General features: G+C 37.9%; 18 protein-coding genes and 2 pseudogenes. 15 read left to right on the top strand and 5 right to left on the bottom strand.

Going from position 1 to position 19488, the window contains the following annotated elements:
* Positions 1 to 52: 52 nt before the first annotated feature.
* Positions 53 to 1219, top strand: a complete 1167-nt coding sequence (locus tag MKY17_RS24570) for a glycosyltransferase (protein ID WP_339201001.1) — start codon at positions 53 to 55, stop codon at positions 1217 to 1219.
* A gap of 190 nt (positions 1220 to 1409) precedes the next feature.
* Here the strand turns inward: MKY17_RS24570 and MKY17_RS24565 are convergent, their stop codons facing one another.
* Positions 1410 to 2336 carry a helix-turn-helix transcriptional regulator gene (locus MKY17_RS24565; RefSeq protein ID WP_339201000.1) on the bottom strand — a complete coding sequence of 309 codons (927 nt, stop codon included), beginning with the start codon at positions 2334 to 2336 and terminating at the stop codon, positions 1410 to 1412.
* A 148-nt stretch (positions 2337 to 2484) separates the two neighbouring features.
* Between MKY17_RS24565 and modA the strand changes: the two genes are divergently transcribed.
* Entirely contained in the window at positions 2485 to 3288 is an 804-nt protein-coding gene (modA, locus tag MKY17_RS24560) for a molybdate ABC transporter substrate-binding protein (protein ID WP_339200999.1), read from the top strand.
* A gap of 229 nt (positions 3289 to 3517) precedes the next feature.
* Here the strand turns inward: modA and MKY17_RS24555 are convergent, their stop codons facing one another.
* Positions 3518 to 4300: a hypothetical protein gene (locus MKY17_RS24555; RefSeq protein WP_339200998.1), complete on the bottom strand. Its 783-nt coding sequence runs from the start codon at positions 4298 to 4300 to the stop codon at positions 3518 to 3520.
* A 362-nt stretch (positions 4301 to 4662) separates the two neighbouring features.
* Between MKY17_RS24555 and MKY17_RS24550 the strand changes: the two genes are divergently transcribed.
* The 9 genes and pseudogenes from MKY17_RS24550 to MKY17_RS24510 all read left to right on the top strand — a co-directional run bounded on the left by MKY17_RS24550 (position 4663) and on the right by MKY17_RS24510 (position 13068).
* Positions 4663 to 5361 (top strand): response regulator transcription factor, encoded by a 699-nt coding sequence (locus tag MKY17_RS24550; RefSeq protein WP_057219206.1) that lies wholly within the window; start codon positions 4663 to 4665, stop codon positions 5359 to 5361.
* A 3-nt stretch (positions 5362 to 5364) separates the two neighbouring features.
* Positions 5365 to 6726: a HAMP domain-containing sensor histidine kinase gene (locus MKY17_RS24545; protein ID WP_098372995.1), complete on the top strand. Its 1362-nt coding sequence runs from the start codon at positions 5365 to 5367 to the stop codon at positions 6724 to 6726.
* Positions 6727 to 6795: 69 nt separating this feature from the next.
* Entirely contained in the window at positions 6796 to 7500 is a 705-nt protein-coding gene (locus MKY17_RS24540; protein WP_260398146.1) for a polysaccharide deacetylase family protein, read from the top strand.
* A 19-nt stretch (positions 7501 to 7519) separates the two neighbouring features.
* Positions 7520 to 8119, top strand: coding sequence for a DedA family protein (locus MKY17_RS24535; protein WP_098372996.1), 600 nt, complete (start codon positions 7520 to 7522; stop codon positions 8117 to 8119).
* Positions 8120 to 8377: 258 nt separating this feature from the next.
* Complete coding sequence (locus MKY17_RS24530) at positions 8378 to 9544, top strand: galactosyldiacylglycerol synthase (protein WP_098372997.1); 1167 nt, start codon at positions 8378 to 8380, stop codon at positions 9542 to 9544.
* 186 nt (positions 9545 to 9730) lie between these two features.
* Positions 9731 to 10333 carry a DedA family protein gene (locus MKY17_RS24525; protein WP_098372998.1) on the top strand — a complete coding sequence of 201 codons (603 nt, stop codon included), beginning with the start codon at positions 9731 to 9733 and terminating at the stop codon, positions 10331 to 10333.
* Between the two features lie 560 nt (positions 10334 to 10893).
* Positions 10894 to 11329 (top strand): annotated as a pseudogene (locus tag MKY17_RS24520) (GNAT family N-acetyltransferase).
* A gap of 585 nt (positions 11330 to 11914) precedes the next feature.
* Positions 11915 to 12415, top strand: a complete 501-nt coding sequence (locus MKY17_RS24515) for a hypothetical protein (protein WP_098372999.1) — start codon at positions 11915 to 11917, stop codon at positions 12413 to 12415.
* 299 nt (positions 12416 to 12714) lie between these two features.
* Positions 12715 to 13068, top strand: a pseudogene (locus tag MKY17_RS24510) (GrpB family protein).
* Positions 13069 to 13197: 129 nt separating this feature from the next.
* Here the strand turns inward: MKY17_RS24510 and MKY17_RS24505 are convergent.
* From MKY17_RS24505 to kduI, 3 genes are all read right to left on the bottom strand, one after another.
* Positions 13198 to 14205 (bottom strand): LacI family DNA-binding transcriptional regulator, encoded by a 1008-nt coding sequence (locus MKY17_RS24505; RefSeq protein ID WP_339200997.1) that lies wholly within the window; start codon positions 14203 to 14205, stop codon positions 13198 to 13200.
* A gap of 184 nt (positions 14206 to 14389) precedes the next feature.
* Complete coding sequence (kduD, locus tag MKY17_RS24500; protein WP_339200996.1) at positions 14390 to 15166, bottom strand: 2-dehydro-3-deoxy-D-gluconate 5-dehydrogenase KduD; 777 nt, start codon at positions 15164 to 15166, stop codon at positions 14390 to 14392.
* Between the two features lie 47 nt (positions 15167 to 15213).
* A complete protein-coding gene (gene kduI, locus MKY17_RS24495; protein WP_339202456.1) occupies positions 15214 to 16044 on the bottom strand; it encodes a 5-dehydro-4-deoxy-D-glucuronate isomerase in 831 nt (276 codons plus the stop codon).
* 309 nt (positions 16045 to 16353) lie between these two features.
* Between kduI and MKY17_RS24490 the strand changes: the two genes are divergently transcribed.
* The 4 genes from MKY17_RS24490 (at position 16354) to MKY17_RS24475 (ending at position 19483) form a co-directional block, all read left to right on the top strand.
* On the top strand, positions 16354 to 17319 hold the full coding sequence (locus MKY17_RS24490) for a sugar kinase (RefSeq protein WP_339200995.1): 966 nt from the start codon (positions 16354 to 16356) through the stop codon (positions 17317 to 17319).
* 84 nt (positions 17320 to 17403) lie between these two features.
* Entirely contained in the window at positions 17404 to 18429 is a 1026-nt protein-coding gene (locus MKY17_RS24485; RefSeq protein WP_339200994.1) for a 2-keto-3-deoxygluconate permease, read from the top strand.
* A gap of 141 nt (positions 18430 to 18570) precedes the next feature.
* Positions 18571 to 19110: a GrpB family protein gene (locus tag MKY17_RS24480; RefSeq protein WP_098373000.1), complete on the top strand. Its 540-nt coding sequence runs from the start codon at positions 18571 to 18573 to the stop codon at positions 19108 to 19110.
* Positions 19091 to 19483: a YdbC family protein gene (locus MKY17_RS24475; RefSeq protein WP_098373001.1), complete on the top strand. Its 393-nt coding sequence runs from the start codon at positions 19091 to 19093 to the stop codon at positions 19481 to 19483. Before MKY17_RS24480 ends, MKY17_RS24475 begins: the two co-directional genes overlap by 20 nt.
* Positions 19484 to 19488: the final 5 nt, after the last annotated feature.

Below are 19488 nucleotides of genomic sequence, written 5' to 3'. Positions count from 1 at the left end.
ATGAGCTATATATTTTCGTGTTTTCAGAATGATTTCTTAGGAGATGACACATATGAAGAAGATTTTGTTTTTACCTCTCTTTCGAATGCAGTCGGGACATCATCAAGTTGCAGAGGCATTAATGGATATGTTAAAAAAGCATTCAAATGGGATTACTTATAAAAAAATCGATCTAATCAGTTATACCAATACTTCTTTAGAAAAAATCATTGCAAGCAGTTATCTAACATGGATCCGTTATGCGCCGGCAACCTATAATCTTGCCTATAAGAATCTGTTTTATGTGCACTCTCCAAAGGAACGGATATTTAAATGGTATCAGCAATTATTCATGAATAAACTGGAACAATTGATAGCAGAGGAAGAGCCTGATTTAATTGTGTGTACACACGGTTTCCCTTCCTACCTTTTGAGTCAGCTAAAGATAAAAGGGAAGTGCAGCACACCGGTAATAAACGTGTACACGGACTTTTTCATTAATAACGTGTGGGGAAGCGAAGGGATAGATGCCCATTTTCTTCCTAGTCAAGAAGTAAAAGAAAAGCTGATGAGCATGCGTCAAATATCAAAACAAACGATGATGGTCACTGGCATACCCGTGCACGAGGAAATCACTAAAAATGCTTCTGTTCAAAAAAACACAGAACGGCCCAAAATTTTGATATCCGGAGGAAATAGCGGTCTGGGAGGGATTTTGAACTTAGGTGATGAGTTAAAGACTTCAACCGACTTTGATTATTTAGTTCTTTGCGGAAATAACAACAAGCTGTATGAAGAACTCGATACATGGAACTTACCTCATATCAAGCCATTGCCTTATATCTCCTCAAGGTCTGAAATGAATAGGCTTTATGAAGAAGTTGACGCAATCGTTACGAAACCCGGCGGTGTCACGATTAGCGAAGCATTGCGAAAAAGGCTTCCCATTTTTGTTCACTCCAGGCTTCCGGGGCAGGAGGAAATTAATCTGCAGTATTTAAAACAACAAGGACTTGTATTTAAACTTAATCAGAAAACGCCTTTTGAAAAACAATTGCTGAGTATATTGAAAGATCAGAAAAAAATGAAAAAGTGGAGCACATCCATAGAATCCTATCATAAGGAAATAGAGTTGGAGAAACCTGAGGGAATAGTGGAAGTCATGAAATTGATCCTTAACCTTAATCAAAATGGTACGCCTTCCTATCTAGCCCGACAGCCCAAACTCCTTTATAGCTGAGGTTATTGTGTTCCCCGTAAGAAAAGGCTTCTTATGCTTGTCTTCTATTTGGAATTGCCAAAGATATATGAACAGAAGAACCCGAAAAAAGGCATTCAAAGGGGGGATTTCAAATAGAACCGTTTGAAATCATTGACCATGGCTTGATGCATACGTAACAGGAAGGCTGCTGAATCAGTAGCCTTCCTGTTTAATATGTCTCGTATATGATAGAGCCTGTCTGAGAAATATCATAATCGCCTAAAGCTTTGATTTCAGCTTGAAATGGATTCGATGATAAAATCCGCTTAACAACGTTTATGAGCTCTTCGTTTTTCGGAGATTTTAAAATAACAAGGTCATAACGTTCTGTAATTAATGGGACAAAGTCAACTCCAACGATTTTTGCAGCTTTTTCAATTCCCACACCCACATCCGCTTTCCCCGCAGAAACCGCTGAAGCCACACTTAAGTGGTTGGTCTCTTCGTTTTCATATCCCTTAAGATCTTTAGAAGATATTCTGTGAATCCTTAGCTGCTCATCAAGAAGAATTCGTGCTCCCGATCCTCTTTCCCGATTGATGATGGCCAAGTCTTTATGTTTTAAATCAGTCCAATTTGTGAGGCCAAAGGGATTTCCCTTTTTAACATATAAACCGGCTTTCCTTGAAACAAGATTAAGTAAAATATAAGGATAACCGACCAAAATCTTTTTTATATAAGGAAGATTATATTCCCCAGTATCTCCATCAAACATATGCAAACTAACGATGTCGGCATCCCCATTGTACATGGATATAAGACCGCTTAGACTTCCTGTGTTAGATCGTAATGTTTTATAGCTGGAGTGCTTTTGAATGTGCTGACCTAGTATATCCAACACCATGTCTTGCCCGCTTATGACAAGGTTAAGGGAATCCTTCACTTCGTTTCCAGGGAGTTCGGCAACAGGAGCAGGGGATGTACTGGATTTATGGTTATTAATATACAACTCCAAATCTTTTGCATCCATTCTCATCTGCCTTCCCACACGGAATACTGGGAGTTCCCCTTTTTTAACAAGATCATAAATTGTCAATTTAGATACCTTTAAAAGCTGTGCCACTTCCTCGATCGTATAGGAAAGCTCTTTTGACATGTGCATCCCTCCGTTCTTTATTGTATCTTAGAGTCCTTAAAAAAGTAAATTCACAGGAAAAAGGGCATTGATTAAAACCTTTTATACGACTTATACTAGTTATAATTAGATATAACTAATTATAACTAGTAAGGAAGGAAGAGGGACTTTGAAAAAAATATACCTTATGATTTTTTCGGTTATGATGCTTGTGATAGTGGGGGCAGGGTGTTCAAGTGATGAAGAAAAAAGCGCAGAAAAGCAGACGCAACAAGCTGACGAGAAAGTAGAATTGACGATGTCAGCAGCCGTGAGTTTACAAGCTGCCTTAAATGACATTAAAACTGCTTTTGAAAAAGAAAATCCAAATGTGACAGTAAACTATAACTTAGGAGCTTCTGGAGCTCTTCAACAACAAATTTCACAAGGAGCACCTGTGGATCTGTTTTTCTCTGCTGCAGAAGATAAATTTGAAAAATTGGTAGCCGAAGACCTAATTGAAGAGAAAAATGGAATCGACTTAGTAGGAAATGAACTTGTGCTGGTGGTTCCAAAGGAATCGGATAAAGAAATCAAGAGAATAGATGACATCACAAAGGCTACCAAAATTTCCATCGGTACCCCTGAGTCAGTGCCGGCAGGGCAATATGCGAAACAAACATTAGAAAACCTAAATCTTTGGAAAGAGATTGAAGGAAAACTGGTCTATGCCAAGGACGTTAGCCAAGTGCTTACATACGTAGAAACAGGAAATGTAGACGCAGGACTAGTTTATAAAACAGATGCCTTAAACTCAGAAAAAGTTGATATCGTCGCAACAGCTAAGGAAGATTTACACGACCCGATTATTTATCCAGTAGGCATGATTAAGGATAGTTCTCATCCAAAAGAGGCGCAGCTATTTTACGACTATCTTCAAAGTGAAGATTCTATCAAGATTTTTGAAAAATATGGATTTGAAGATTTAAATTAATGCCGAAGTTTTGTAAAATAAAGATAAATTGCATTCTATAACAAAGGCCACCAATTTGGTGGCTTTTACTTTTGTGCGCCCTGCATGGCGCAATCTATAGGGTGAGACCCGAACACGAAAGCTGTATCAAGTAAATGTAGCAGATAGATCGGGGAAAGATTGTACTTTTCCCAGAGGTCTGTAACCTGTTCAGTGATGGACACCTGAATTATCAGAAATTGACCTACCTCTACTCTACAACTTTGCTCTCATCTCTTTTGGTTTTGGTCAAATAGACGACCAAGCCCAAGATTATAACGAGGAAGATCAAACTGGTTCCCGTCGTACCTAGACCAAGGCCACCCTTATCACGAGGTTGTGACAGATAGTCGCCAAGAGAGGCGCCGAGAGGACGAGTCAAGATGTAGGCGATCCAGAAGGAAAGCACTGTATTTAGTTTGAAACCGTAATGGGCGATGGTCACCACCCCAATCAATGCCGCAAACATAAGTGCTGACTTCCAATAGCCCATGTTGAGACCTTCTGCTATGAGATCACCAGCTGCGGTACCCAAGGCGAAGGTGAACAAGATGGCCAACCAGTAGAACGCTTCTCGTTTGGACGTGTAGATAGAGTGAATGGACAGTGTCTTCTCACTTGCATACCAAGCCGCAAACGTCGCAAGCATCGCAACTGTGAAGATGATAGTTGTGGTCACCAGACTGACCCCAAGATTGTCCACGAGGTTGTCGGTAATTAGCGTGCCTACAACGCTAATCATCACTACCGTAAACCAGTAAATCCTTGGCACATACTTACTCGCTTTTAATTGGAAGAAAAGCGTAATGATCAAAAGGACACTCATGATTAAAGTTGTGTTGGTCAAGCCCAATTTCAGATTTCCAATCAAGAAGTCTGCGGCCGTCTCTCCCACAGTGGTTGCCATTATTTTGATGATCCAGAAGTAAATGATGACTTCAGGAACCTTGTTCAACATCTGACGCCCGATGGATGGGCTTTTTGTATCATTCATTTATGAATCCTCCTTATCTTCTTTTGTTTTATTTCGTTTTCGATAAAACCTTATTGGATAGTTCTTTTGTTCGATATATTCACCATATCAAGTCAACCTTAACGCAACTTGAAAAAAGGATTAAAAATCAATTAAAAGACGAAATTAAAAGCAAAATAATGCTAAATTGTAGAAAGAGCATTTCAATAATTAGTAAAAGCGAGTAAAATGCAGGACTTTGGAGCAAATATAGAAGGGTATTGAATTATAAGCGGACGACAATTTTCTGTATTTAGGATGGAACTAATATTCCTAGCTAAATTCGATAAATACATGTGGATGTGGCTTCCTTTCCATATTGCACTCAAGTAGGAGGATTTTAAATGAAACAGCGTATTTTGGTTGTAGAAGATGAAGTCCAGATAGCAACGATATTAAAGATAGAACTCGAGTACGAAGGGTATGAAGTGCTTGTGGCCCATACTGGTAAGGCGGGGTTGGAAGCGGCATTACAGGAAAAATTAGATTTAATACTTTTAGATGTTATGTTACCTGAGATGAATGGTATTGAAGTTTTAAGAAGAATACGAAATGAGAACACCTTACTGCCAATCATCCTATTAACAGCTCGTAATATTACAATGGATAAGGTGACGGGACTAGATCAGGGAGCCAATGACTATATAACGAAGCCTTTTGAAATCGAGGAGTTATTGGCAAGAATACGTTCTTGTATTCGTCAGAATTCAATAGCTGCCAAAGCTTCAAAAGAAGAGGAATCGATCTTATCAATTAAGGATCTATTCATTAATCTCGATACTCGGGAGGTTAACAGGGGCGATTTTTCTATAGCGTTAACCCCGAAGGAATTTGATTTACTCGTTTATTTACTATCCAATAAAAATAAAATAGTGACACGAGAAAATATCCTGATTAATGTATGGGGTTATGAGTATGAAGGGGAGACCAATGTAATTGATGTGTATATCCGACATTTAAGAAAGAAAACGGAAGAAGGTTTTTCTGATCCAACGATTATTCAGACGGTAAGAGGAATTGGCTATACAGTAAGGGAGAATTAAGTAATGAAAATTACTACAAAAATTAACCTGATCACGACTGCTTGGATACTCTGTGTGTTGGTTGCCGTTAATGCAGTTGTATTTATTTCTTTTATGAAAATTACTGTAAATATGGAAGAGGATATATTAGTTCACAAAGCGCAAAATATTATTGCTGAAATTCAAAAGGATGATTCTCCTCAAGAGATAGAGAAAAAATTAACGACATATTTAACGAATCATTCATTTATACGGATCATTCAACCTGATTCTCAAATTAGTAGCGAAGTATCCAGTGACCCTTATTTGATTACTAAATTTAAAGGTGAATTTTCAAGCGAACAAGAATCGCAAAGAAGCACAATTAGACAAGCGAAAAAAGAAGAACAAATATTAATTGTTAGAGTACCTATTCTATCCGAAGGTAAAGTTGTTGAAACTTTAGAAATTGGCGATAGATTACTAGGACTGGAATTAGGGAAGGATGTATTACTTTCCATTCTGACATTTTGTACGCTATTAGGGGCGGGGTTATCGTTGCTAGGCGGCAGGTGGTTATCGAATGTAATTATGAGACCTATTTCCAATATGATTAATACGATGGAGGATATTGAACAAAGCGGTATACCAAAAAAAATCATCATCCAACATGAAACAAAGGATGAACTGCAAAAAATGGCTGTTACATTCAATCGGATGATGGGCAGATTGGATGCAAATTTGGATAAACAGAAGCAATTTATTTCGGATGCTTCTCATGAAATAAAGACCCCGCTTACGATTATAAAAAGTTATGCTGATCTACTGCGAAGACGTCGTATACAAAACGAAGATAAAGCACTTGATGTTATAAATGTAATTCATTCAGAGGCAACCCGTATACAGAAAATGACGGAAAGGCTGCTAGAATTAGCCGATACAGAATTGGAAAATACTTTGGATTATAAATCATTGAATGTAATAACTTTATGTCAGAACGTGTTTAATCAATTCAAAGAAGTCTATGACCGGGAAATAGATTTTCATTATCAAGAAGATTCCATTATGGTTATAGCAGATGAATTGAAGATAAAACAGGTGATCATTATCCTTTTAGATAACGCAATCAAATATAGTAATGACAAAATTGATGTGTATGTAAAGGATCAGTTATACTCTACAGTCATTAGGGTAAAAGATTATGGGATTGGAATACCTGAGAATGAAATAGAAAATATCTTCGAACGTTTTTACCGGGTGGATAAGGCTAGAAGCCGGGAGACAGGTGGAACAGGGCTAGGTTTGTCGATAGCCAAAAATATAATGAATCAACATAATGGGGAAATTAAAGTGGTTAGTACCGATGGAAAAGGAACAGAGGTGGTATTGTCCTTACCCAAAAGGTAATCTGCTACTTGCTAAATGATTAAGAAGGCGCAAGATAATTTGCCGCTAAATACAAGAATGAGGTGTTCTGTGAGTGACACTAATATGATGATTAGCTTGAGTATCTTATTATTGCTATTTCTCGTTTATACGATTGTCCCAACGGTATTTATTCGTGTATGCGGACTGGGCATAACCAAAAATATCAAGAGGAATAATAGGATAGCCCTAACTTTTGATGATGGACCTAACCCTGAATATACGACACAATTACTTGACCTTTTAAAAAAGTATAAGTTAAAGGGTTCGTTTTTTGTTGTGGGCAGTAAAGTGAAAAATAACCCTGATATCATTAAACGAATGCATGAAGAAGGACATACAATTGGAATCCATCATTTTGATCATATTTCAAGCTGGGTCCTTTCGCCATTTCATTTAAGGAAACAGTTAGATATGACTGAAAAGGCCATAATGGAATGTACCCATGAAAAAGTCACTTTTTACAGACCTCCATGGGGCCATTTTAATATTTTTACGCAAATTGCCAGTAAGAAGTTTCAAGTGATCATGTGGTCAGACATTTTCGGAGATTGGAAAGTGGAAACATGTAAAAATGACCTACTTGATCAATTGCGAAAAACGTCAACAGAAGGTTCCATTCTCCTGCTCCATGACTGTGGGGAAACCTTGGGAGCGGATAAAGAAGCACCTCGATATATGATTGAAGCCTTGGAAGTTTACCTACAAGAAACAATAAAAAAGGGAACACAATTTATTACATTAAAAGACTTATAAACTGATTCGAGGGGATTTTATGAATATAGATAGTATCTTACATTTTATTGACTTATATGGCTATCTTATCATTTTTCTTTTTTTATTCATGGGCATTGTGGGAATTCCCGCCCCAGAAGAATCTCTTCTATTTTTAATCGGAGTCTTGATTGGACAAAATAAGCTCTCTTTTGGTTTAGCCACGCTGAGTGCAATTCTTGGAGCCTTTATAGGGATGCTTATCGCTTATGTATGTGGTAAATATGTTGGGTATCATTTTATAAATAAATTTGGAAAATACGTGGGCATTACAAATGATCTCTGGGAGAAAGTACAGGGAAAGTATATGAAAAATGTCCAAAAAACAATTGTGTTTGGATTTTATTTACCAGGAATAAGACAAATTAGTCCGTATTTTGCAGGAATCAATCATATCCCCCTTTGTAAATTTCTCCTCTTTTCCCTGTTAGGCACGGTTCTCTGGACTGTCCCTTTTATAGTGGCAGGGTATTATATGGGCAATGCCTTTCATATAAATCCGGAATATGTTCCACTTTTAGGTGTCGTATTCATAATTTTTTTATTGATATACGTTTCTATCAATTATATAAAAAAGAAAAAAAAGAATGCCCAAAAATAGGCCCACTTCGTAAGGATGATCCCCATCCCGAATGGAATAACCAGTTGCTACAATTGGTTTTCTAATCGGGCTATTTAGTTTAGAGAAGGGGACTTAAGATACCTTGAACGTATCATTAAAAATTGATTAAAAAGAAAGTTTTTAACAAAATCAGTGATATATTGTAAGAGGAAAAAAGCTCTTGAACATGCAAATAGTCTTTTTTCTTAGTATGTAATCATCGTATTAAAAGAATGATTTCTATAGGAGATGACATATATGAAGAAGATTTTGTTTTTACCTCTCTTTCGCATGCAGTCAGGACATCATCAAGTTGCAGAGGCCTTAATGGATATGTTAAAAAAACATACAAGCGGAGTTACTTTGAAAAAAGTGGATCTGTTAAGTTATACAAGTAACTCTTTAGAAAAAATGATAACAACTGGTTATTTGAAATGGATCCGTTTTGCACCTGAAACCTATAATCTCGCCTATAAAAACCTTTTTTACGTTTCCTTGCCGAAGGAACGTTCATTTAAATGGTATCAACATATATTCTTGAAGAAAATGGAACAATTGATAGCGGAGGAAAAGCCAGATTTAATTGTGTGTACACACGGGTTCCCTTCCTATCTCTTAAGCCAGTTGAAAATAAAAGGGAAATGCAATATCCCAATTATCAACGTGTATACGGATTTCTTTATTAATAATGTGTGGGGAAGCAAGGGGATTGATTTTCATTTTCTACCTACCCAGGAATTGAAAGAAAAGCTAATAATCAAGAATCAAATACCGAAACATAGTATGAGGGTAACTGGTATTCCTGTGCATGAGGAAATCACTAAAAGAGCCCGTGGATTAAAAAACGAAGATCGCCCCAAAATTTTAATCTCAGGAGGAAACAGTGGTCTGGGTGGGATATTGAATTTAGAAGGTGAGTTAAAGAAATCAACCGACTGTGATTATTTTGTACTTTGTGGTAACAACAAAAAGCTATATGATGCAATAGATACGTGGGATTTAGCTCATATTAACCCATTACCTTATATCTCATCAAGGTCAGAAATGAACAAACTTTATGAAGAAGTGGACGCAATCGTTACGAAACCCGGCGGTGTCACCATTAGTGAAGCACTTCGAAAAAGGCTACCGATTTTTGTTCATTCAATGCTTCCAGGACAGGAGGAAATTAATCTACAGTATTTAAAAGACCATAAACTTGTATTTGAACTCAATCACAATTTATCATTTGAAAAACAAATACTCAGTATTTTAAAGGACCATAAAAAAATGGATCAGTGGGATATATCCATTGAATCTTATCAAAAGGAAATAGAGCTGGAAAAACCTGAGGGAATGGTGGAAGTAATGAAATTGATCCTCAATCTTAGACAAGCAAGTAAGCCGTCATACCTAACCAATCAGTCAAAAGTTATTTATAGCTAGGGATAATTCAGTTCAAGTAACATGGTGTTAAAAATATCTGTTCTGTATTTAATGAATCAGCTGGAAGATTCGTTTAATTAGTAGCAATTTGTAGTGGGCGCCATTGGGTGATCTACAAGGGGAATTATCAACAACGGTCGAGATTTTTTAAGAGAAAAGCTGAAAATGAAAGAGGGAAGCTGATTTATGAACGACTTTATCCAATCTATCCTACTTACACTTATGGATTATGGGTACCTTGGAATTACCCTCGGTCTTATGATTGAAATCATTCCTAGTGAAATTGTATTATCTTATGGAGGCTTTTTAGTATCCCAAGGAAACATCAGTTTTGTAGGGGCGGTTATTGCCGGAACAATTGGTGGAACCATCGCTCAGATCTTTGTTTATCTAATCGGATATTATGGTGGAAGACCATTTTTAGAACGATACGGAAAGTATATTTTCATACACAAGAAACATATTGAGCTATCGGAATCTTGGTTTACTAACTATGGACCAAGTGTCATTTTTACGGCTCGGTTCATTCCGGTTGTCAGACATGCTATTTCGATACCAGCGGGGATTTCTAAAATGTCTTTAATAAAATTCACGAATTATACGCTACTAGCCGTACTTCCATGGTCTGTGCTTTTTGTATTTCTCGGGATGAAGTTAGGAAGCAATTGGGGACAGATTAATGAGATGGCCAAGCCCTATATCCAGCCAATCGCAATTGTTGCGGTTCTTATTATTGCAGGAATGTTCATTCGCGGGTACATGAAAAAAAAGAAAAACAAAGCCTTATGAAGTTTATAGATTTAAGGAAGGGTTGTTATGAAACATAATAGGATACTTACAAAAGCCTTTATAACAACAGGAACCGAACCAATAAACGTGAAAAACTTCACAACGAATCATCGATATTGACGGTAAAAGCTTTCCAAGGACATTCGGTGGAAGGAGTTGGGTTTTATAATATGAATTAATTAAAAAGACCACCAATTTGGTGGTCTTTTTAATTAATTTATGGGGAAATAGATTGGTATTTCTTCCTTTATTTTGAAACTTTATCATTTGTAATCCGTATATGATGTGAACGATAGTAGTGAAAGTGAAAAATCAAGAAAGCCACATTTAAGAAAACACCATTTGAAATGGATGGGGTTAACGGTGGTTGTTAGGTTTCCTCATAATATTAAGATTCTTTTATTTGTAAATTTGATTAAGGGAAGGAATATAGAAGCAATAGAATACTTATAAATAGTATAGAAAATGTATTAGTAATATTTTTTAATAGGACAAATATTCAAATGGCAATGGAACCACTTACTAACATGTACTAGCCCTTAGAAAGGATGCTTTCATTCATGGAAATAAGGAAACCAACTGATTATGAACTTCAAAAGGTTGTATCACTTTCGCCACAAGTTGTTTTTGACGGCACATTAGGTGAAGTAAAGCCAACTAATCAAAAAATCAAACAACTTGTTGAACCACTGCTTGCAAAAGGGAGTTATTATGTCATTGCGATAGAAGAAGATCAACTAATGTGGATTCTATTGGGAGCAAGTAAAGATCAGTTTACGGATAAGATGAATGGATTTATTTATGAACTTTTTGTAATAAAAGAATACAGAGGGAAATGTATTTCTAAGAGATTAATGGAGTCAGCAATTGATTTTTCAAAAACAAGATGGGCAATCTGAAGTCCGTCTAAGTGCTTTTGCCCAGAACAAAGCTATTAAGCTCTACGAAAAAATGGGCTTTAACATCAGAACCATTACGATGAGTTTGCCGTTATGACTCTTTCAGTGGATGTTTTGCAATAGAGGAATATGTACTTAGAGGATTGCTTAGTTGACTATGGGCTGATAATCCTGATAAAAAAGCAAATTTATTACATAAAAAAGGATAGTAATTAACCGTCCTAAAGCTTTTATCCATTAGTGTTAGACCTATTTACAGGGGGGATAAAAAAAGTGAATGAAGCAATAATTAGTTTTCTTATTATTGTAATGTTGATCATTGCGTTCACATACGGTCTCATAAGACAAATACGGCAAATAGTTAGTATCAGAAAAGGAAATAACTCAGATTATGTTCATTACAAAAGAACAGTAGTTGGAAACTATCTGAGTTGCATTTCATATGCGGGTTTTCTTATTGCCTATATCTTAAATGTACTTCTTGCATCACGTATAATACCTAGTGTATTTTTTACAAGTGATAACACCAGTTTCAGTTGTTTTATTTTTTTTGCCTTACTATTGATTGCGAAATTTGGAATTATTCCTAATGATTCAAAACAGGGGGATTTACAGAATTGATGATGTCAGAGGATGTTCAATATTCTTGTGAATACAAATACGTAATTAAGAAAGAGGAAATATGAAAAAAATTCCGCTAACACTATTAATCATCGGAATATCCATTACCTTTGTCTTAAGCTTTGCCATGCCAGAGTTAGCAGGCAAAGTAAAAAACGATATAAGCTCTATGAAAATCCTATACTCCTACAGCGTTACAAAGTCATTCTTGGAACAAACCGAAGAAACAATCGAAATGGCATCTGTACCTCTGGGTAAAATAAAGACCCAAGATGTTAATATCCGCACAGATGTTCAGCTTGAAGAAACACCACTGAATATTCAGGGTGTAGTGAAGGAAAACCTAAACAAGCCAGAAGAGTACAAACACGAAGTCACCTTAACTGGCCCCGAAAAAGGGTTTACCTATCGGAAATATTATCTTACCAAAAATTACGATAAAGGAACTTACACAGTTATACGGACTAATAAAATAACTGGAAAAGAAAAGGAGTATGCCGGAACGTACTATGAACCGAGTACTCAGGATCCAATCATCGCGTGGTCACGTGACAAAAAGTAAAAAAGGTATGTGATTGATGACAGCTCTTATTACTACGCTTATTCCATTGTTACAATAGATAAAAACGATAGTCTAAAACAAGACCCCCATTCTAGGGGGATTTTTTAATTAATGAACATGATTAACATGAAAGTTGGGGGGAAAATGGAAAAACCAGTTTTGATTGAGAATTACAACCCTAATTGGGTTACTGAGTTCGAACAGGAAAAAGCAAAGATAAGGAAGTCCTAAAAGACAAACCTATTTGTGTTGAGCACATTGGGAGTACCTCAATAAAAGATTTAGGCGCAAAACCAATTTTGGATATAATGGCAGGCGTTCAGCATTTAGATGAAGTGGACATGTTCATTGAACCCTTGAAATCGATTGGTTATGAATTTGTCCTGCATAAGGAATTTCCTGAAAGGCGTTTTTTTAGAAAAGGTCAATGGAGAGCGGGAACACAACATTTGCATATCTATAAATACGGAAGTTAACAGTGGAAGAATCAACTTTCATTCAGGGACTATCTAAGAAGCCATTCTGACGTACGAAGACAATACCAGGAATTAAAATTAGCCTTAGCTCAAAAGCATCCTGCAGATATAGTGGGGTACACGAAAGCGAAAGCACCATTTATATTAAATGTCATAGAATCAGCAAATGGCGGGTGACTTCCAAGGGGAAAGTTTGAGCCGTGTTTCGGTAAATTACCTGAAAGAAAATGAAACACCAGCGGTTAGTTGTTCTGAAGGGAAATGGTAACGGCAGTGAATTTAAACTGCCGTTTTTTGTATGAGCAATTAACATGAACTTCGTACAATTAGTTCGGGGGCAAACCGGTAAGTAATGTACGGGGTCTGATCTGAATTAGTTATCCGGCTCAGTAATAACTCTGCTGTTTTAATTCCCATTTGCTGTATGGGTTGTCCAATTGTTGTGATGGATGGTTCATAAAACTCCGTATAAGCGACATCATCAATGCTGACAAGGGCCACTTCCCCGGGAATCGAGATTTTTTGCTTTTTCAAATAGCTAAGGATTTCACGTAACACTAAATCATTTCCTGCCACTATGGCTGTTGGAGGTTTTTCTGCATCGAATATTTGGGCCATTTTTTCTTGAATTTGGTTTCTGGGTAAAGAATGAATATCATCTTCCCTGACTTCCAATTTATGAGATGCCATCGCTTTTTTAAATCCTTCGATTCTCTCCAACCTCGGTGTGATCGGGATATCAATTGGCAAGGTTAAAAACGCAATATTTTCGTGTCCTTTTTCAGCCAGCATGGAAACAGCTAAAAAGATTGCAGCATGATTGTCCAATAGGACGGAATCAGATGTAACTCCATCAACTAATCGATCAACGAATACCATTGGAATTGAATGATCGATCAAGTAATTATAGACTTTAAAATCATTTCCTACCGGAAAGATGATGATTCCATCTACTTGCGTAGAAACCAGCAAATCAAGGTATTCTTTTTCTTTCTCCGGATCATCGGCAGAGTCACATATGAATACCTTCATGCCATGCTGCTGAAGCTGTTCTTCTACGGTACGGATGATTTCAGTGGATAAAGTATGTAAAATATTTGCTACGAGTATGCCTATGACCTTTGTTTTTTTCACTTTTAAGTTCCTGGCATTATCATTGGGCCGAAAATCAAGTTCATGGATGACTTGCTCGATTCTGTCTTTTGTTTCAGCGCTCATATAACGAAAACGTTGGTTAATATATTGAGAAACCGTACTTTTGGAAACACCGGCCTTCTCAGCAACATCTGATATGGTAGTTTTCTTTTTTTTCATGATGTTCTCCTAAAGGATATTATTTCTTTGAAATAGATCGGGATACCTTCATCATAACAAAGGAGCATTATGATTCCAACGCCAGTTAGCAGATTTTGTTAAACATTGGATGTAAGAAACACCCTAAGCACTTTGGCTAAGGGTGTTAACCTTAAAATATCCATTTGCAACTCTTGATCAACGGTTAACGAACGAGCCAGCCTCCATCAACAGCGAGGATATGGCCATTCATATAGTCAGAGGCCTTGCTTGCAAGAAAAACGACTGTTCCCATGACATCAAAGGGTGTTCCCCATTTTTCAGCCGGGATCCTTGAGAGAATGTCTTTGTTTCTTGACTCATCTGCACGAAGCGCGGCAGTATTGGCCGTTTCAATATATCCTGGGGCAATCGCGTTTATTTGAATGTTTTTAGACGCCAATTCATTTGCGAATGCTTTGGTCAGCCCGGCAACGCCATGTTTACTCGCTGTATATGCCGGAACGAACTTGCCTCCTTGGAATGTGAGCATCGAAGCGATATTAATGATTTTCCCGCTGCCTTGTTCAACCATTTCTTTGGCAACTAACTGACTAAGAAAATACAGGGAATTAAGGTTAATGTCCATTACCGCATTCCAATCTTCGTCTTTATATTCTAATAAAGGAGCTCGGCGAATCGTTCCTGCATTATTAACAAGGATATCGATTTTCCCGTATGCTTCAAGACAGCTTTTTACAACACCTTTAAGGCTTTCTTTATTCGTAAGTTCTGCTTGATAAAAGACTGCTTTTTGGCCGGTCGTTTCGATTAAATCCTTTGTTTCCTGCCAATTATCACCATGGGCAACGATAAAAACATCTGCACCTGCTTTTGCTAAAGCAACCGCATATCCCTGTCCTAATCCAGTATTTCCTCCTGTTACGATGGCAACTTTCCCTTTTAAACTGAAAAAGTCCATTGAAAAATCCAGTAAACTCATTTTGTTTCCTCCATCCCTATATGGATTAGTAAACCACTCTTAGCATGTTACTTCATTTCTGAAATAGGAAAGTTATCCATATCCTCATATGTATAATTTTCTCCAGCCATTGCCCAAATAAATGTGTAGTTGCTTGTAGCGGAACCACTATGTATGGACCACGGAGGTGAAATGACAGCTTGTTCATTTTTCATTACAATATGCCTTGTTTCATCGGGTTCACCCATCATGTGGAACAAAATGGCATCTTCTGCTAAGTCAAAATACATATAAACTTCCACTCTGCGGTCATGAACATGAGGAGGCATGGAGTTCCAGACATTTCCTGGAGCCAATTCAGTCATTCCCATACACAGTTGGCAGCTTTGGATACCTTTTTCATGAATCATCCTGCGAATCGTCCGCTTATTTGCCGTTTCCTGTGACCCCATTTCATCACCTTGCACTTCCTTGAATGCAACGTGTTGAATGGGGTAATTTTTATGTGCTGGAGCAGAGGCTAAATAAAATTTAGCGGGCTCGGAGTCTGAATCACTAGTGAAAATCAGCTCTTTACAACCTAATCCTATATACAGACAATCACGATTTTGAAGCGTATATACTTCCCCATCAACTGAGATCTTTCCTGATCCCCCTATATTAAATACACCTAATTCTCTTCGTTGAAGAAAATAATCAGCTTTTATGAAATCATGGCCCTCAAGCTTAACCTCTTTAGAAACAGGTTTGATTCCTCCTATGATGATCCTGTCATCAAGGGAATAGCATAAAGAAACGTCATCATCGAGAAATAAATTTTCCACTAAAAAGTTTTTGCGGATTTCACTTGTATCGAAGTGCTTGGCTTGTGACGGATGAATGGAATAACGTTTTTCCATATGCATATAAATAACCTCCTAGTTAGTAAAACGGTTTATCGTAAAATTTCAAAATGTTAGCGCTGCCAATATTAAAAATATATATAAAATTTTCCAAATAGTCAATGATAATAGAAAATTTTAGTAGATTAATCAGTATAAAACAAGAAATAAATGATTGAAACTATGTTTTTATGCAAAATAAAAATATAAAGATTAGTATTGTTAAAAACTGGTTTATATGGTAATCTGACTTTATTAAAAAGAAAGCGCTTTCTTGTGGTTTGGGTTTACTAAACCGCTAGACACCTTTTTCAGGGGGAATTAGGAATGAAAGAATTAGATGTGATCACCTTTGGGGAACCGATGACCATGTTCTATGCAAATGAAGTAGAACCTTTACACGAGGTTAAATCCTTTTCACGAGCGATTGCGGGAGCCGAATCAAACGTAGCTTGCGGATTGGCGCGTCTTGATTTAGATGTTGCTTATATGACGAAACTTGGCAACGACAGTTTCGGTAAGTTCATCATCGGAGAATTGAATAAAGAAAAAGTCGATACGACAGGTATCCGTTTTACAAGTGATCACTCGACAGGAATGCTAATCAAGTCTAAAGTGCTGGACGGAGACCCAGAAGTGGAATATTTCAGAAAAAATTCAGCAGCTTCTACTCTGGAGATTGACGACTTCTCGGAAGAATATTTTCTGCAAGCTAAACATCTGCATGCAACAGGTATCCCATCCGCATTATCTGAAAGCTGCCATGAATTTACGGTTGCTGCCATGAAATTTATGAAGAATCAAGGAAAAACCGTTTCATTTGACCCGAATTTACGGTCTAACCTATGGCCGGATAAACAAAAAATGGTGGATTGCATTAATCAGCTAGCTTACATTTGTGATTTCTTTCTTCCAGGCATGTCTGAAGCGGAAGTTTTAACAGGACTCCAGACACCTGAGGAGGTGGCCGAATTTTATTTGAACAAAGGAGTTAAAATGATTGTCATCAAGCTTGGAGCAGAGGGAGCCTATTATAAAAATGCGAATGAAGAAGGGTATATTAAAGGATTTGTACCCGAAAAAGTCGTTGATACAGTAGGGGCCGGCGATGGTTTTGCCGTCGGGGTGATCAGCGGCTTGCTTGAAGGTATATCCACGACGGAAACCGTTACTCGGGGTAATGCGATTGGCGCCCTGCAAGTCATGTCTCCTGGTGATATGGACGGTATGCCCAGCCGGAAAAAATTACGGGACTTTATTGAAAGTCAGAACAAACTTTTAAACGTTGAATGATCGATAACAGCAACCAGTTAACTCCACAACTAGACTTCCAATTACAAATAATCATAAATTTGATAATGAAGTGGAGAGATTGTGATGAGAATAAAAGCCGGAATAGAAAAAATCCCTGGTGGAATGATGGTTGTCCCTTTGTTCATAGGTGCTTTGATACATACTATTTTTCCTGACACAGCAACCTTCTTTGGCGGATTCACAGGTGCGATGCTAACAGGTACCGCATCGATATTAGCCGTTTTTTTCTTTTGTGTCGGAGCTACGATAGATGTTAAGCAATCCGGGTATATAGCAAGAAAAGGATTTACATTGCTTATCGGTAAAGTCATATTTGCGGCATTATTAGGATATGGGGCAGCTTTGCTGCTTCCAGAGAACGGGATTCAAACTGGTCTCTTTTCCGGTCTTTCGGTGTTAGTGCTGATAGCAGCATTTAATGAAACGAATGGCGGTCTTTATACCGCACTCATGACAAAATTGGGCAGAACGGAAGATGCTGCTGCATTCCCGTTCATCAGTATTGAAAGCGGACCGTTCTTCACGATGATCATCCTCGGTGTTGGAGGCCTTGCAACGTTTCCATGGCAAACGATCGTCTCCACTTTGATTCCATTTGCAGTCGGTATGATTGTAGGGAATATCGATAAAGAATGCCGGGAATTCTTTGGACAGGCCGTACCGGTCCTTATCCCGTTTTTCGCACTGGCTCTAGGGTTCGGGTTGGATTTTGGCATGATCATAAAATCCGGATTCATGGGTATTTTAATGGGTGTTGCCGTCGTCTTCCTTTCCGGGGGTATCTTATATCTACTGGATCGCTACGTTACAGGCTCGGATGGTGTTGCTGGGGTCGCAGCGTCTTCAACAGCGGGGGCCGCAGTTGCAGTGCCTTTCATTATTGCCGAGTTAAACCCGCAGTTTGCTCCTGTAGCAGAATCGGCAACAGCAATCATCGCGACAAGTGTATTGGTGACAGCAATTCTAACACCCATGCTGACGATGTGGGTTGCAAAGAAACAAGAAGAAAGAGGGATTCCGCAGCGAAGAGGCATGAAACCAACTATTTTGAAAGATCCAACTGTGACTCCCATCCAAAAAGCGAAGTAAAACAAATGAAATGTAAGCGTTATCCAAAAAGTGGCTGGGGTAATTATCCCGGCTGCTTTTTTGTGATACATGCACATTGGTGTTAAAATAAGGAAAAAGAAAAAAGGAATATAAATGCCAATTACTATCAAGGAGGCTTTCATGAGAAAGGTCGAGGTCGTACCATATAAGAAAGAATGGTCCAAGCTATTTCATGATGAATGCCAAAAATTACAGGATACTTTCGGGCCTGAATTGATAAAGTTATACCATATTGGCAGTACAGCCATCCCGGCTATCCGTGCCAAGCCAGTAATAGATATTTTGGCAGTGGTAAAAGATGTGGAATGTGTGGCTGATTTTAATAAAGAGATGGAAGAGATAGGGTATGATGCCATGGGGGAGAACGGAATCTCTGGACGGCGGTTTTTTCGTAAAGGCGGGGATGAGAGGACGCACCATATTCACATGTTTCAAAAAGGACATGAAGAAATAGCCAGACACCTCGCTTTTCGGGATTATTTGCTGACACACCCTGAGGAAGCACAAAAGTATAGCAGGCTGAAGCAGCGCTTGGCAGCGGAATTCCCAGATGATATCAAAGGATATGTAAACGAGAAAAATGATTTTATAAAAAAGGTGGACGAAAAAGCGAAACATTGGGCGAAGCGTGGTGATCATCATGTTAATGAAGTGGATTAAATGCCAAGTGAATGAGGAAAACAAGCTTTCATTCTCAAAAGCACAACAGGGATGGGGGGAATTACGCCATTGTTCTGGTTTCATGGGACAAATCGGAGGGTGGAATAAAAATGAACCCTATGAAGCAGGCATTCTCTCCGTTTGGAAAGATCTTTATTCTTATCATAGTTTCATGCAGCATCAGCATGATGAAATATTCGGAAAGAGTGACCAAGGAAGTACATATACAAATATTTCTGTCGATATATACGAGAAAATATTCAATATAGGAACAACAGACATTACGGAATCTTTTGGCAAGGGGAAATTACTTCGAGTGGCTGACTGTTCTGTTGAAAATGATAAACAAGCCGGATTTGAGCAGGTGCAATAGGACAT

Source organism: Peribacillus sp. FSL P2-0133, assembly GCF_037975445.1.
Taxonomy (GTDB): domain Bacteria; phylum Bacillota; class Bacilli; order Bacillales; family DSM-1321; genus Peribacillus; species Peribacillus simplex_E.
The sequence above is the reverse complement of the archived record's forward strand: the minus strand, read 5'-3'. Positions and strand labels throughout refer to the sequence as shown.

Excerpts from the sequence above, each read along its gene's own strand:
- MKY17_RS24515 (WP_098372999.1), top strand. The coding sequence starts at position 11,915 with ATGAAAAAAATTCCGCTAACACTATTAATCATCGGAATATCCATTACC.
- MKY17_RS24475 (WP_098373001.1), top strand. The coding sequence starts at position 19,091 with ATGTTAATGAAGTGGATTAAATGCCAAGTGAATGAGGAAAACAAGCTT.
- MKY17_RS24530 (WP_098372997.1), top strand. The coding sequence starts at position 8,378 with ATGAAGAAGATTTTGTTTTTACCTCTCTTTCGCATGCAGTCAGGACAT.
- MKY17_RS24555 (WP_339200998.1), bottom strand. The coding sequence starts at position 4,300 with ATGAATGATACAAAAAGCCCATCCATCGGGCGTCAGATGTTGAACAAG.
- MKY17_RS24570 (WP_339201001.1), top strand. The coding sequence starts at position 53 with ATGAAGAAGATTTTGTTTTTACCTCTCTTTCGAATGCAGTCGGGACAT.
- MKY17_RS24480 (WP_098373000.1), top strand. The coding sequence starts at position 18,571 with ATGAGAAAGGTCGAGGTCGTACCATATAAGAAAGAATGGTCCAAGCTA.
- MKY17_RS24535 (WP_098372996.1), top strand. The coding sequence starts at position 7,520 with ATGAATATAGATAGTATCTTACATTTTATTGACTTATATGGCTATCTT.
- MKY17_RS24525 (WP_098372998.1), top strand. The coding sequence starts at position 9,731 with ATGAACGACTTTATCCAATCTATCCTACTTACACTTATGGATTATGGG.
- kduD (WP_339200996.1), bottom strand. The coding sequence starts at position 15,166 with ATGAGTTTACTGGATTTTTCAATGGACTTTTTCAGTTTAAAAGGGAAA.
- MKY17_RS24490 (WP_339200995.1), top strand. The coding sequence starts at position 16,354 with ATGAAAGAATTAGATGTGATCACCTTTGGGGAACCGATGACCATGTTC.
- kduI (WP_339202456.1), bottom strand. The coding sequence starts at position 16,044 with ATGGAAAAACGTTATTCCATTCATCCGTCACAAGCCAAGCACTTCGAT.
- MKY17_RS24565 (WP_339201000.1), bottom strand. The coding sequence starts at position 2,336 with ATGTCAAAAGAGCTTTCCTATACGATCGAGGAAGTGGCACAGCTTTTA.
- MKY17_RS24505 (WP_339200997.1), bottom strand. The coding sequence starts at position 14,205 with ATGAAAAAAAAGAAAACTACCATATCAGATGTTGCTGAGAAGGCCGGT.
- MKY17_RS24550 (WP_057219206.1), top strand. The coding sequence starts at position 4,663 with ATGAAACAGCGTATTTTGGTTGTAGAAGATGAAGTCCAGATAGCAACG.
- MKY17_RS24545 (WP_098372995.1), top strand. The coding sequence starts at position 5,365 with ATGAAAATTACTACAAAAATTAACCTGATCACGACTGCTTGGATACTC.
- MKY17_RS24485 (WP_339200994.1), top strand. The coding sequence starts at position 17,404 with ATGAGAATAAAAGCCGGAATAGAAAAAATCCCTGGTGGAATGATGGTT.